Here is a 14438-nt window from a genome sequence, read left to right as displayed (position 1 = left end):
AAACCAATCGCTGTATAGATAAAAAAGTTTTTTTAAAAACAAAGGAATCGTGAGAAAACATGAGTATATGTCCAAACTTAGGGGGTTGACCCGATATATTTTTTGAAATGTCCCATATTCACTTTCAAACGAGCATAAAGCCCTTCTAACGAGCAAAAATTTTTAAGAAAAAGCTAAAATTCTTAAAAATGAGCGATTTTTTTCTTAAAAAGTAAGCTCCATTAGCGGAAAACCAACAGTTTTTATAAAAAAAACATAGATTTTCAACAAAAACTGTTAATTTTTTTAAAAATTTTTACCGTAAATGTAATCTTTGGATCCTACTTTTTAAAAAAATGATCTGGCCTAGGGCAATATGCATAATTTATTCTACGAAGCCTATTAAAAATAAAAGAGAAGAATGGTCCAAGTTAAGAATATTGAGAGAAGGGTTCTTGATCTTCATTAAAATGTCAATGAACCCTTCTTCAATTATGTTTACCCCACCACTTCAAAACAACCTCCTTGCTAACCTCAAAGCTTAATTTATAACCTTAAGGACTGGCTGTAACTATTTTTCATCTAATTTCCTTCACTTTTCAAATTCATCCAAAAGAGAATCCGTTTCTTTACTTTTTCAAACAAAATCATTATGGATAAAATAATGAAACTATTAAAAATCAGACCGGCAAGCACATGATCATATTGCGAGAAATCGGTGTAATATTGTACAAAATGACCCATTCCGGACTGAGCGCCAAACATTTCAGCCATCATCAGGACGATAAATGACAATGTTAGGGCTGTTCCCGTACCCGATAAAATATGAGGGGAGCTTGCAGGCAGGATCACTCTAAACACTAAATCCTTTCCTTTTAACCCCAGTGTTTTAGCATTATCCCAATAATGCTTTTCAATTAAAACAACCCCTTGGATTGTTCCTAGAAATATCGGCCAAAAAGCCCCGATAAAAAGGATTGCAATCGATGCAAGTTTAAATGTAGGCAACAGGGCAATCGAATACGGAATAAATAAAGTAGGTGGTAACGGACTTAACGTATGAAAAAAAGGTGCCAGTATTTCTCTTGATTTTTGATGAAGTCCGAAAAATAGTCCCCCACTAATTCCCAGCAATAATGCAGCCGCAATTGCTGGAATTAATAATCCCATCGAACTAATAAACCCTGTTACTAACTCTCCAAAAGCTCCTACCAGTGCTTTAAGGATGTCTTGTGCAGGCGGAAAAATAATTGGGTTAAGCCAATCACTAAACGAAGTGATGATCACCCAAACAGCGATAAGTGCAATAGCAATTAATAAAGTAATGGAATATTGTCGTATGAGCTTTATCATCCAATCCCTCTTTTATAGATTTTGTTTTTGGTAGCGTTCCAGTGTCTTTTGATAATATTCATCCTCTGGATGTTCCTTAATTAGTTCGTTCAATGCATCTTCATAGAATGTGAGATTGAAATGTTTGTTAATATCCACACCTTTTTCATCTTGAACATAGCCAAGGTCTTTCATTTGCTCCCACATTTTCACCACTTGTTTTTTATTTGGGTCTGCAGAGTTAACAAGATGTTTTTCATTGACAATTTCATTGACTGTTTTTTCATCGACCTTAAGTCGTTCCTTTGAAACCTCAACTGCTTTTTCAGGCGTTTCTAATTTCACCCGCTCAGCTTGAATGATCCCTTTCACAAATTTCTTATATGCTTCCGCATCTTCCTTCGATATGTCTCCTCGACTGACTACGCGGCAGCAAACATGACCCGGTTGTACATCATTGCTCCATGCTACAGGAGCTAAGCCTGCAGCTTGTGCCTTTGTTAAAAACCCGGTGCTTGCGAAAGCGACATCGACTTTGCCGGAACCTGCGGCTTCGATAAGATTCGCCATTGTTTTAAACTCGACAATATTTACGTCTTTTTCAAGATCTAAACCAGCTTTTTTAAGAGCTGAGCGGTAGACAATATCCGGAACACTAAGACGAACAGTTCCGATCGTTTTGCCTTTATAATCTGCAAAGTTCTTATATTGATCCTTATCTTTCTCAGGTACATAAATCGGGTGTCCCCCCTCCATGTATCCACCGATAATATCAAGATCAGCCCCTTGTGAAATAAATGCTAACGGGGTAGACGTACCAAACGTCAAACCAATGTCAATTTTGTTTGCTTGCAAGGCATTGATTCCATCCGTCGAAGCATTAAATGGTACTAGTTCTACTTCTAAATTTTCTTTTTCAAAATATCCCTCTTGAATCGCAATATCCACAAGTGGCGCTCCATTTGCTTTTAAATATCCGACGCTTAAATGATATTTTTTCTCTTCCCCATTCTTCGTAGCCGTTTTCTCAGCAGTCCCGCATGCGGTTAAACCTATTAAAGAAGTTGCCAATACACCGCTTAATAACCAGTTTCTTTTTGATAAAAGCCTCATCCAATACCCCTCCTATATTCCTTCCCCACTTGAAACCTGACCAGATTGATTTAATCGGTCAAAAACGCCTTTATTCATGACTCCTAATAAATAGTCTCGTAATGCAATAAATTTTTGGCTTTCAAACAATGTTTTTCTGTTTCTTGGCCTTTCGAATGGGACATCAATAACATCCATAATTGTGCCAGGCGGCCCAGGTGAAAACATGACAATTCGATCAGCTAAAAATATCGCTTCTTCCACATCGTGTGTCACAAACACAATCGTTCGGTTTTGATCACGATTTATTTGCAGAATTAGCTCCTGTAAATGAATTCTTGTTATGGGATCCAGTGCCCCAAATGGTTCATCCATGAGCATTAAATCTGACCCGACCGAAAATGCTCTGGCAATCGCAGCCCGTTGCCTCATTCCTCCGGACATTTCACCTGGATATTTTTTTATAGCATGGCCCAAATGAACGAGGGATAGATACTGCTCCGCCAATAACTGCAGTTCTTTCTTTGTCTTCGTTTTCTTAAATTTTTGTTTTAATGCCAGAACTAAATTCTCTTCCGCTGTTAACCAAGGAAACAGGGAATAATCTTGAAATACTACCGTACAATCTGGAACGAAATCGGTTATATCCTTTTGGTCAACGATAATGTTTCCTGATTTCGGTTGTGACAAGCCCGCCAGCATACGAAGGAAGGTGCTCTTCCCGGAGCCACTGGGACCCATTAGAACGATTAACTCTCCTTCTTTAATTTCGAGGTTAATATCTTTTAATATTTCTGTTTCACCGTAATTAAAATAAATTGAGTTCGCTTCAAGCTTGGTAACGGCCGAATTTTTTGAAGATGGCGGTGACAGCTGTAATGTTTGTCCCATAGATAGCCCCTCCTTAGCTTAAATTTTGATTGTGGATTATTTTTATTTTTCACATAAGATTAGTCGGTTTAATTCCAATCAAAAGCGCTTAAGCCTTCACCGTACTCCTTACCTTTGGAAAATCTAATCCAAGGTGTTCACGTAATGTATTTCCTTCGTATTCCGTTCGGAATAATCCTCTATTTTGCAGTTCAGGTATCGTATGATCGACGAAATCCTTTATCCCACCAGGGAAATATGGAAATTTCACATTAAATCCGTCACATGCACCATTCACGAACCAATCACTTAATTTGTCTGCAACCGTTTCGCCTGAACCAACTATGAATAAGTGCCCTTGGCTTTGAACGAAATATTTGGCCAGTTGTTGAATGGTCCAATTTTCCTTCTTAGCTAAGTCTGCCAATAATTCAAAGCGGCCCTTTTCTCCATTCACTTGTGCAACATCCTTTAATTCTGGTAAATAATCGTTAGGAGAGTATTGTGATAAATCATGCTCAACATAGCGTGATAACCAACCAATTCCTAATTCTGGCAGGATTAGTTCTTGGAAATGTTCAAATTTCTCTTGTGCTTCCTTTTCGGTTTTTCCAACAAACGGAACAATTCCCGGCATAATATTTAAATGCTTTGGATTTCGGCCATGCTTTGCCACTCTTTGTTTTATTTCATCGTAAACCAGTTTTGCTTCTTTAACGGTTGATGGAGCAATGGTGAATAAAATATCTGCATGCTTTGCAGCGAATTCCCTTCCATCTTCTGAGGCACTAGCGGTTACAATGATTGGATGTCCTTGTGGAGGTCTCGGAATATTGATTGGACCTTTTACTTTATAAAATTTTCCTTCATGGTTAATTGCGTGTATTTTACCAGCATCTAAAAATTGACCCGATTCTCGGTTAAAAAGAAGTGTATCATCCTCCCAGCTGTCCCATAGCTTCTTCGCTACTTCTACAAATTCTGCACCTTGTTCATACCGAAGTGAATGATCGATTTGTTGGGCCAGGCCGAAATTAGCCGCTTCATGATCGTGAGCAGTAGTCACGACATTCCAAGCCGCTCTACCTCCGCTCATATGGTCAATCGTTGCAAATTTTCTTGCAACATTAAAGGGATGATTAAATGTCGTTGACAAGGTTGCAACCAATCCAATTTTACTTGTTACTGCTGCCAAAGTAGCCATCATTGTTGTTGCTTCCAAACGAATTTGTGGTGTATAGGCGATATCTTCCTCATTATGTGCGAGTACGTCAGCTAGAAAAAGCAAATCAAATTTCCCTTTTTCAGATAGCTGAGCAATTTCCTTATACAGACTTAAGTTTGTTACCTGTTCCGTTTTTGTTTCAGGATAACGCCAAGCAGCTAAATGATGGCCCAAAAACGTTTGGAAAAAAGCGCCCAAATGCATTTGTCTTTTTTCACTCATATTCCTTCCTCCTAGTTATGTTGTAACGTTTTGTTCGAATTTCGAAAATGTTTAATTGCAGAAGCCGATGCTAGACTTACTACCATATCATTTAGTGGTGGATTAAATGCCCCACATTGGACATCCCGAAAATACCTTTCAAGCGGGAGATCCTTTGATAACGAATTCCCACCTGCTATACTCATCGCCAGCTCTACAACTTTTTTTGCATGATTGCAAATGGTGTATTTTGTTATATCTACTTCATTTTGCAACTGATTTCTTAGGTGTAAATTGTGATCCCATTTTTCTGCCAATCCATATAATAAGGATCTCGATACGGTAATAAGAATTTCAATTTCTCCTATTTTTTGCTGAACATGAGGGGCTTCCAAAATAACAGCACCCAGACTTGGAGAGTACTTTTCACTTGCATACTTGATAATAAATTCTCTGGCCGCTGTCGCTATCCCCAAATAAATTGCCGGCAACTGCAACCGATAGGCACTGCTATTGCCATTGAAACGATCCGGTACACCCTTTTCGGAATAAGCTAATAGAGCCTCGTCTGGGACAAAAACATTATTCAGTTCAATGTCAAAACTGCCCGTTCCTCTCATTCCAAGGACATTCCAAGTATTGATCAATGTAACAGAATCATTTTTTTCGATTAAGAATTCAGCGATTTTGTCTTCCTCTTCCACATAAGCCAAAACGGTAAAGTGGTTTACAATGGGTGCCAAGGTCGCAAACGCTTTTCGGCCGGTAATGATATAGCCGTCTTCTGTTTTTCTGGCAATGGTTGATGGATTGCCACCCCTTACCACATTTCCAGTTTCACGCTCTGTGGCGTAAACATTTAGTAAAGAACCTTCTTCAACGGCTTGTTTGCATACTTCAGCAAATACTTCTTCCTTCCAAGGACGAAAATCGCTGAGACTAAAGAATGTCATTAAATGCCATCCTACCCCAAGTGCCGTTGAACCAGAAGCTTTCGCTAATCTTTCCTGGACCAGCAATATTTCATATAGAGAAAGTTCCTCACCGCCATATTGTTTAGGAATGGTTAGCTTAATATAGCCCTCTTTCCGCAAAATTTCGTAATGCTCATACGGAAATTCCCCAGTTTCATCATATTTTGAAGCGGTTTTTGAAATTTGTTCCGCAACCCGCTCTGCATAGGCGACAAGATTGGCATCCCGCTCATTTCGAATCGTTTGATTACTGTCACTCATATTCTTTCATCCTCCTTTGTTGATTTTTTGAAAATAAAAAAGACCTTAACCTCAAATCCGAAGATTTGAAATTAAGGCCTCTGGTAATCCAGTCAGCTTATTTTTCTATTTTCAAAAAATTACATTAATTCCTATCTGTTTAGTCATATTAACAACAAATCCTTTTTCTGTCAATAAAAAAATCAGGGGGACGGTTCTTGCGTCACCCGTTTGCCCTTTCGAGTGACAAATAGATACGCAAGAACCGTCCCCTTGATTGCCCCATGGTTGCCCTTGATTATGCTACTTTGTTTATGTCGATTTTCTTTCCTTCTTTAAGTCGCTTTTGATAATCAGCTGCTGCTGTGAAAAGGACGTCTGTTGATGAGTTGAGTGCTGTTTCAAAGGAGTCTTGTAGAACACCGATGATAAAGCCTACTCCAACTACTTGCATCGCAACATCATTTGGAACTCCAAATAGGCTACATGCAAGTGGAATCAATAATAATGAACCGCCGGCAACACCTGAAGCACCGCAAGCAGCTACAGTTGATAGTACGCTAAGGATGATTGCTGTTGGGATGTCCACATCAATATTTAGTGTGTGAACCGCCGCAAGTGTTAAAACAGCAATGGTAACTGCGGCACCAGCCATATTGATGGTTGCTCCAAGCGGAATGGATACAGAATACGTATCTTTATCTAAACCTAATTTTTCACATAATTTCATATTTACTGGAATGTTCGCGGCAGAGCTACGAGTAAAGAATGCAGTAATTCCACTTTCTCTGATGCACTTGAATACAAGTGGATATGGATTCTGACGAACTGTTGCAAACACGATAATTGGATTGACAACTAGTGCCACAAAAAGCATACAACCAATTAAAACAAGAAGTAATTTTCCATAGCTTAGTAATGACTCAATACCATTTGTTGTAATAGACTCAATCACAAGACCCATAATTCCAAATGGTGCAAACTTGATTACCCAAGTTACGATCTTCGAAAGCGCATCTGAAAAATTCGAAATCAATGTTTTTGTTGAATCCGGAGCATTTTTTAACGCTAAGCCAAGTACAACCGCCCAAGCTAAAATACCGATATAGTTCGCATTAAAAATAGCTTTAACCGGGTTATCAACAACGTTTAGTAACAATGTCTTTAGAACCTCTACAACACCACCTGGAGGTGTCAAACCTTCAGCGCCTTTAACGAGTGTTAAGCTAACAGGAAAAATAAAACTTACAATAACGGCGAATAATCCTGCTAAAAATGTACCTAAAAGATATAGGAAAAGAATTGTTTTCATATTCGTTTGCTGACCACTCTTGTGTTGAGCAATGGCCGACATTACCAAGAAGAGCACCAACACAGGTGCAATACCTTTTAAAGCACCTACAAATAAAGAACCTAAAATGACAACAGGCTTTGCTACTTCTGGAACCGCTACAGCTAAGGCAATACCGATAATCAAACCTACGATGATTTGTTTTACCAGGCTCAATTGATTCCACATCTTTAATACACTTTTCATAGATTTTTCCCCCACTAGTAAAATAAAATGTAAGATGGCCAAAATCGGGCTGTTTTCTCTGATAACCCTTCGTCTAATACAGATAGATAAGGTCGAAGTTAACGATTTCTTCGATGGTTGGAAAACCCAACCACATTCCACTCCATAAAGACAACTGTCTTTCTCATAAATAGTATTATAATTACTTTTTTGATATATTACAATATTATTATTTTGATTAAAAAATGTTTTAACTATTAAAATATTCACATTAATTACAAAGTCGTTTTGCTCTAGACGTTTTATTATTATGTTAAAAAAAGAATATCTTGAGAAACAAAAGCTTTTCCCTTTCATTAGTAAAAGAAAAGCAGTGCTTTGATTTTTCAAAAACACTGCCTGCATTTTACTTAAATTTTAAAGCTTGGCCACATACAACGGATTACAAATGATTGAGCTCAATATGTAACCCGACACATTACAAATATTTCTTCATTGTTTTTTTCCATTTACTATAAATTTCATAATCGATTGCTTTGACTTGAGTTTTGAACATTTTCAATAAACCTAAACTGCTTAATCCCATAAAAAAATATTTAGGTACAGGGCGGTTTCGAGTAAAGGACTTCACATGATCGATGACCTTAATCGTTCCGTTATTCGTTACAATGTAATGACGCAAATATATATCATAGTCAGTAAAATTTAACGACTTCATTTCTTTTTGTAAAGCGATAATCTGTTTTGTTATCTCAATAGGTATGGTCCCTTTTTCCTTTAAGTAATCTTTTAGATTTGTTCCCTCAATATATTCCATAACCATATAGTTGGCTCCTGAATCATAAAATCTCGGAAAATAAGCTGATGCTTGGACTTTTCGAAGTGCTTCCACTTCCCATCGGCAATGTTTCTCTTCTGGATATATTTTTACACATTGTTTATTTGACAATTTAAAAACAGCACCTTGCACCCCTCTGCCAACTAATTTATAAGGTGTTGGATTGCTGATCACCTCGACATCATTCCACTCATTGAAGCCAGAAACTTTAATTAATGTAAAATCATTCAACTTCCGTTATTTCCCCCTAATTTTGTATTTACTTATATTATGTTGTTCATTGACAAAGTGTTTGTACATATTCATAGATTTCAAATATCCGGTCCTGTATAATTCTTTTTAAAGAACATAAATATTCTTTAAAAAGGGCGGGAGGTTTCCATTTTGAAACAGTTTGGTTTAATTTTTCTATCCATGCTAACTTTTTTATTTACTTCGTTGGCCACTACATATGCAGAAAAACCTACAAAGCAAGAACCGATTGTTCAGATCTCTTCAACAAATGATTACAAACAAATTACGCTGCACTATTCTTTAATCAATTCTAGAAAGATTCCAGACCTTTATGTCATAAAAAGAGACGGAAAAACTATATACGAAGGATCTACTCAAACCTATACCGATACCAACTTGCACTCAGATACAGACTATTCCTATACAGTTGAAGCCTGGTTTAGAGATACTCTATTAGCAGCTACTTCTTACAATACTTCAACTTATCTTATTCCGGTCTCTTCCCTTTCTGTTTCGACAACAACCTTGCAGGATAATACTGTTCAGGTTTACTGGAACCCAGCTAATTCAGTATTTTCAGCAGATCGATATCAAGTATGGATAGGGATGGAATTACTATATGAGGGAAATTACCCTGAACAGCCCATTACACTTCCTTCCCTTGCCCCTGGTAATTACACCGTTCAAGTTAAGGCTTGGTATCAGGATGAGTACATAGGAATGGGAAGTCAAGAATTTCAGTTTCAACAACCTGAGCCTATTTCGATTGCTTCAATTCAAGCAACATCTACTTTAAACACTGATTTCTCTGCTGATATCAATTTCCAATTAGAAGATTCAGTAGCTAATCCCGACCATTATATCGTTTATTTAAATGGAAACATCGTTTTCAATGGTACCCTTGAGGAATTAAGCGTCCATATTCAAAATTTAAATCCGAGTCAACAGTATACTGTCAAGATTGAGGCCTATAGCCAAATGAATCTGATTGCAGAAGGTAGCTGTAGTTTTACTGCGCCTCATCTCATTGAAGGATCCTATGAATTAATATATTGGAACCCGGATACAAGTGATCATGAGCTTAATCTTTTATTCACGTTTGATCAGAATTTACAAGCTCCAGATCAAATGGTGATTACTAAAAAAAGTATGTTTTATAACAACAATCAATTGGAAGAATCCTTAAATGAGGTTGTTTTGTATAATGGAGCACCTATCAAATCTTTGGTTGAACATTTTAATCCAGGGGAAGCCACCAACTACTATTACATTGCCAACTATAAAAACGGGGTACTTGTAGGGGTAGGATACTTTAAGATTCCGAATTTCATTTACTATTAAGTTTAGATATAGGAGACTAGCGAAGAGGAAACGTTTTACTGATTTAAGAGGACACTGGTTCCGTTATTTCCCTCATTTTCGGCTATTTTGGTAGTTTGGAGGACATAGGTTCCGCTATTTGGCTATTTTCATGTGTTATTGCTTGATTTTTGATGCGATAAGGGCTCTGGTGTCCGCTAAAGTTAAAAAACTAGTAGTTTTAACCTAAATAAGGGATTCTATGTCCGCACAATTCTTTAGAGGACACTGGTTCCGCTATTTCTCTTATTATCGGCTATTTTGCAAATTTGGCGGACACTGGTTCCGCTATTTGGCCATTTACATGTAAAACTGCTTGATTTTTGACCCAATAAGGGCTCTGGTGTCCGCTAAAATTAAAAAACTAGTAGTTTTAACCTAAGTAAGGGATTCCATGTCCGCACAATTCTTTAGAGGACACTGGTTCCGCTATTTCTCTTATTATCGGCTATTTTGCAAATTTGGAGGACACTGGTTCCGCTATTTCTCTTATTTTCGGCTATTTTGGTAGTTTGGAGGACACTGGTTCCGCTATTTGGCCATTTACATGTAAAACTGCTTGATTTTTGACCCAATAAGGGCTCTGGTGTCCGCTAAAATTAAAAAACTAGTAGTTTTAACCTAAGTAAGGGATTCCATGTCCGCACAATTCTTTAGAGGACACTGGTTCCGCTATTTCTCTTATTATCGGCTATTTTGCAAATTTGGCGGACACTGGTTCCGCTATTTGGCCATTTACATGTAAAACTGCTTGATTTTTGACCCAATAAGGGCTCTGGTGTCCGCTAAAATTATAAAACTAGTAGTTTTAACCTAAATAAGGGATTCCATGTCCGCATAATATTTTAGAGGACACTGGTTCCGCTATTTCCCTCATTTTCGGCTATTTTGAAAATTTGGCGGACATTGGTTCCGCTATTTGGCCATTTACATATAAAATTGCATGATTTTTGACCCAATAAGGGCTCTGGTGTCCGCCAAAATGATAAAACTAGTTTTTTTAACCTAAATAAGGGATTCTATGTCCTCACAATACTTTAGAGGACACTAGTTCCGCCGTTATTTCCCTCATTATCGGGACCACTTTACCGGTTTGAGCACAAATAAGTGGTCACATGAAAAATTCATGTCACCACTTACCTGTGCTAGCCTGTCTAAAATCCCTGTTTTTCTAACCATTCATATAAACTTTTCTCACGGTATGATTTTTTCTTTTCGTCTCCATCGTACTTTCCCAATTTCAGCTCATCATGGATATTTCCATCCATAAGGAAAATCACTCTGTCTGCCCTTGCAGCCACTTTGGCATCATGGGTCACAATGATGACGGTAGTCCCTTCGGTATTGACCGCATTGATGATATCCATCACTTCTCTTGTCGTACTGCTGTTTAGCGCTCCGGTAGGTTCATCCCCAAATAAAATATCCGGCTGATTGATCAGTGCCCGACAGACTGCTGCGCGTTGTAGCTGTCCGCCTGAAACCATTTTAATATCATGATCCGCGACACTTGCAATGCCTGTTTTTACCATAAGCGCTTCGGCATTCTGATTTACCTGTTCTCTGGACAGCTTTCCAGACTTAAACCCCGGAAGGATAATATTATCCCGGATTGATAGATTTTTTAGTAAATAGGAATGTTGAAAAATAAAGCCCATCTGCATTAACCGTACTTCACTCATCTTTTCATCATCTAGCTTAGAAATATCTTTACCACAAAACAACACATTGCCGGAAGTGGGTCTGTCCATTCCACTTATACTATAAAGCAGTGTTGATTTTCCAGAGCCGGACTGCCCCATAATCGCGATGAACTCACCTTCAACAACCTTAAAATTTATATTATTTAACACCTGTGTATCCTCAAAGTTTTTACATAAATTCTCTACATCTACTATCGTTTTCACATTCGCACCTCCTTCGTTTGCTATCTGTTAATAATAGAAATAATATTGTATTTTTTAATGGTTCTCACGACTATCCAAGTTACAAACAGGGTCAGCCCCAGTATAAGCAGCGGACAAATGATATACTCGATTACAGGATTGGCAATAAGCTCAACCTTCTTAATCCCAAGTCCTGCAACGCTTAACGCAGCGTTAATAATCTTTTCTCCTAAGACATCCGTTAAGATTATTCCGGTCAAGATGCCGGTTATCGAAACGCATCCTATTTTAATCATGTACTGCTGCTTAATATCATGTTCTGAAAATCCTATCGCTTTTAAAACGGCTATTTCTGATAAATCCTTTGCCAGACGCAGTTTTAAAAATAAAACTGTGATCAGCATCGCTAAACATGCGCCAATGATGACAATCGCCAAAACAATCGTCCGAAGCTGTTTTACAACTCCGCCCAATGTCTGGTTAATGAATTCTTCCATCGGGTCTACCGTAACTCCCGCTCCCATGGTTTCAGACCATTCATCCGCCTTTTTTTCCACTTCTGCATTACTTTTTAGATTCACTGAAAATGAATATTTTTCAGCTTTAAGTCCTGGAAAATCATTTTTTGACTTAGCCGTATATCCTCCACTGGTAACGTCCTGATAAATTCCAGAAATAACAACTTCCTGCTTTTTATCACCAAAGAAAAGGATCATTTTGTCCCCGGAATCTTTACCGATTTTCTCAGCATTAAGATAGGAAATGGCTATTTCAGTTTCCTTTTCGGGAGGCTTCCCACTTAGATACTGCAAATCCTCTCCCGACTGGTCTCCACAGTCTATGTGCAAATTCATCAATTCCTCTTCAGCATCAGCGGTTTGAACACTTACTCTTCGATATTCATAATAGTTTTCAATGGCAACGTCATTTTCCAAAACCTGTTTTACATCTTCATAGCCGGTTTCTAAATGCTCTCCATTTTCCACTTCAATCAGGATATCCTCCAGAGAACTTCCCATATATGTAATAAATTCAGGCGCCTCAAAGGTATTCAACAAATTAACAGGGACTAGGATCATCAGGACTGCAATCAACACAACGGCAAAAACAATAGTCCAATTTTTAAACTGATAGAAAACCTCACGTATACCCATCAGCCAGTTAACAGCAAGTTTCTTAGCTTTATATAGTCCGTCCTTCATACCGCCTTTATTTTTTTCAAATCCCTTTCCACTGACCAGTGCATCCACAACAGTAACCTTTTTGATTTTTTTTAAAACTTTTTTACAATAGTAGTTAATAAGTAGAAAAACAAGGAAACCAACAAAAAGGGATAGTATCACAGCTAATGCGGATATCCTTATGTCTCCAAATGTAGCACTGATATGCTTTGTCACTACACCGCTAAGCAGTAAGGCCAAAATATATCCTGCGATAACACCTGCCATAGCTAACGCCCGGTACTTATAAAGATAAAGGTTCCTAATTTCGGCAAATGGAAGTCCAATCGCTTTCATCGTCCCGATTTCACCAATGTCCTCCTCCAAAGCAGCCATAATCGTGAATTTGACACAGATAAACGAAACAATGATTAGAAGGATGCTCACCAGAAGCAAAACAAAGACAGTAATAATATCCGTTAAAGCACTCAGCATAAAAATGATCGTATAGGTGATCGCCTGACCATTTTGAGGAAGCCCTGCGTTTTCATAGGCGGTCTGAAAATCCGCAGCCTCTTTTGAATTAGTAAAGTACGATTCTATCAGATATTCATTCTCGCCCACCTTTCCGGAAAGCTCATCAAAATCTTTGTCGCTTATTAGGATCCTGGTAGAGGAAGCCATGGTCGAATTCATCATCGAGTCCAAAATGAATTCTTTAATGACAAACTCCTTTTTTACATTATTATTGGTCAAAAGGACACGATCGCCGATTTCCATACCATACTCTTCCTTCAAAATGACGGGCATCCCCATTTCGCCTTCTTGAAGAGTTACTTTTTCATGTTGGGAATTTAACAGTAAATCCTTTTTTTCATTCTGCTTTACAAGACCTATGTCAAGACGGCAGTCTGATAGATCGTTCCTATCCTCGTCACTAACAACAGTAAGAGAGTCACCGAAGACATCAATCATCGTATCCGTTTGCCAATACGTTATGCCTTTATAGTCGGACATAAACTCATCTATTTTCGCCTGATTGATTTCTCCTTTGTGCATCTGAACGAAGTGTGGTGGCTGTGCCGTCTTATATAATTCAGAAATCGAAGTAAAGGTTTGTACCGCCATCACCACTGACAACACTGCTAGACATGCTGAAAACATCATAAATAATAGTAAGGCCAGGTTAATCACTTTATTTCTGATTAAATCATTCTTAACAATTAACCACTTCATTTGTTCTACCTTCCATCTCTTTAATGCTTTTTCTCAAGCCAAAATTAAAGGCAAACACGTAGTTGACATAGATACACTCATCTGTTCTTCTTCCGGACTTATAACATACATCTCCATCTTATACCTATTAGTTTCTGTATACAATTTTTTACAATAATAGTTTTTGGACATCCTACGGATAGTTGCTATTTTTCTTGAATTTTTCGATTGCACTACTTTTAATTAAGATTTATTTGTTTAAAATAAATATGTATAGTTAATTAAAATGAAACAATAGAAATATATAGTTACGTGAA

General features: G+C 37.7%; 10 protein-coding genes. 1 reads left to right on the top strand and 9 read right to left on the bottom strand.

The window, feature by feature from the left end; genetic code table 11:
- Positions 1-561: 561 nt before the first annotated feature.
- From ACI48O_RS16540 to ACI48O_RS16510, 7 genes are all read right to left on the bottom strand, one after another.
- On the bottom strand, positions 562-1332 hold the full coding sequence (locus tag ACI48O_RS16540) for an ABC transporter permease (protein WP_435562944.1): 771 nt from the start codon (positions 1330-1332) through the stop codon (positions 562-564).
- Between the two features lie 12 nt (positions 1333-1344).
- Positions 1345-2424, bottom strand: coding sequence for an ABC transporter substrate-binding protein (locus tag ACI48O_RS16535; RefSeq protein WP_435562943.1), 1080 nt, complete (start codon positions 2422-2424; stop codon positions 1345-1347).
- A 12-nt stretch (positions 2425-2436) separates the two neighbouring features.
- Positions 2437-3294 carry an ABC transporter ATP-binding protein gene (locus tag ACI48O_RS16530; RefSeq protein WP_435562942.1) on the bottom strand — a complete coding sequence of 286 codons (858 nt, stop codon included), beginning with the start codon at positions 3292-3294 and terminating at the stop codon, positions 2437-2439.
- Between the two features lie 88 nt (positions 3295-3382).
- Positions 3383-4720 carry an LLM class flavin-dependent oxidoreductase gene (locus ACI48O_RS16525; RefSeq protein WP_435562941.1) on the bottom strand — a complete coding sequence of 446 codons (1338 nt, stop codon included), beginning with the start codon at positions 4718-4720 and terminating at the stop codon, positions 3383-3385.
- 11 nt (positions 4721-4731) lie between these two features.
- Entirely contained in the window at positions 4732-5934 is a 1203-nt protein-coding gene (locus ACI48O_RS16520) for an acyl-CoA dehydrogenase family protein (RefSeq protein ID WP_435562940.1), read from the bottom strand.
- Positions 5935-6211: 277 nt separating this feature from the next.
- Positions 6212-7450 (bottom strand): serine/threonine transporter SstT, encoded by a 1239-nt coding sequence (gene sstT, locus ACI48O_RS16515; protein WP_435562939.1) that lies wholly within the window; start codon positions 7448-7450, stop codon positions 6212-6214.
- 457 nt (positions 7451-7907) lie between these two features.
- The gene (locus ACI48O_RS16510) at positions 7908-8498 is read right to left on the bottom strand and encodes a protein kinase family protein (RefSeq protein WP_435562937.1); all 591 of its coding nucleotides are present in this window, start codon (positions 8496-8498) and stop codon (positions 7908-7910) included.
- A 153-nt stretch (positions 8499-8651) separates the two neighbouring features.
- Between ACI48O_RS16510 and ACI48O_RS16505 the strand changes: the two genes are divergently transcribed.
- Positions 8652-9842, top strand: a complete 1191-nt coding sequence (locus ACI48O_RS16505) for a hypothetical protein (protein WP_435562936.1) — start codon at positions 8652-8654, stop codon at positions 9840-9842.
- Positions 9843-11014: 1172 nt separating this feature from the next.
- On the opposite strand, the gene ACI48O_RS16500 is transcribed toward ACI48O_RS16505, so the two are convergent.
- Entirely contained in the window at positions 11015-11767 is a 753-nt protein-coding gene (locus tag ACI48O_RS16500) for an ABC transporter ATP-binding protein (RefSeq protein ID WP_435562935.1), read from the bottom strand.
- A gap of 20 nt (positions 11768-11787) precedes the next feature.
- A complete protein-coding gene (locus ACI48O_RS16495; RefSeq protein ID WP_435562934.1) occupies positions 11788-14142 on the bottom strand; it encodes an ABC transporter permease in 2355 nt (784 codons plus the stop codon).
- Positions 14143-14438: the final 296 nt, after the last annotated feature.

Source organism: Neobacillus terrisolis (assembly GCF_051233475.1).
GTDB lineage: Bacteria > Bacillota > Bacilli > Bacillales > Cytobacillaceae > Bacillus_BU.
This window is presented reverse-complemented; position numbering and strand designations above follow the sequence as displayed.

Coding starts and splice junctions, on each gene's coding strand:
- ACI48O_RS16540 (WP_435562944.1), bottom strand. CDS start 1,332: ATGATAAAGCTCATACGACAATATTCCATTACTTTATTAATTGCTATT.
- ACI48O_RS16535 (WP_435562943.1), bottom strand. CDS start 2,424: ATGAGGCTTTTATCAAAAAGAAACTGGTTATTAAGCGGTGTATTGGCA.
- ACI48O_RS16530 (WP_435562942.1), bottom strand. CDS start 3,294: ATGGGACAAACATTACAGCTGTCACCGCCATCTTCAAAAAATTCGGCC.
- ACI48O_RS16525 (WP_435562941.1), bottom strand. CDS start 4,720: ATGAGTGAAAAAAGACAAATGCATTTGGGCGCTTTTTTCCAAACGTTT.
- ACI48O_RS16520 (WP_435562940.1), bottom strand. CDS start 5,934: ATGAGTGACAGTAATCAAACGATTCGAAATGAGCGGGATGCCAATCTT.
- sstT (WP_435562939.1), bottom strand. CDS start 7,450: ATGAAAAGTGTATTAAAGATGTGGAATCAATTGAGCCTGGTAAAACAA.
- ACI48O_RS16495 (WP_435562934.1), bottom strand. CDS start 14,142: ATGAAGTGGTTAATTGTTAAGAATGATTTAATCAGAAATAAAGTGATT.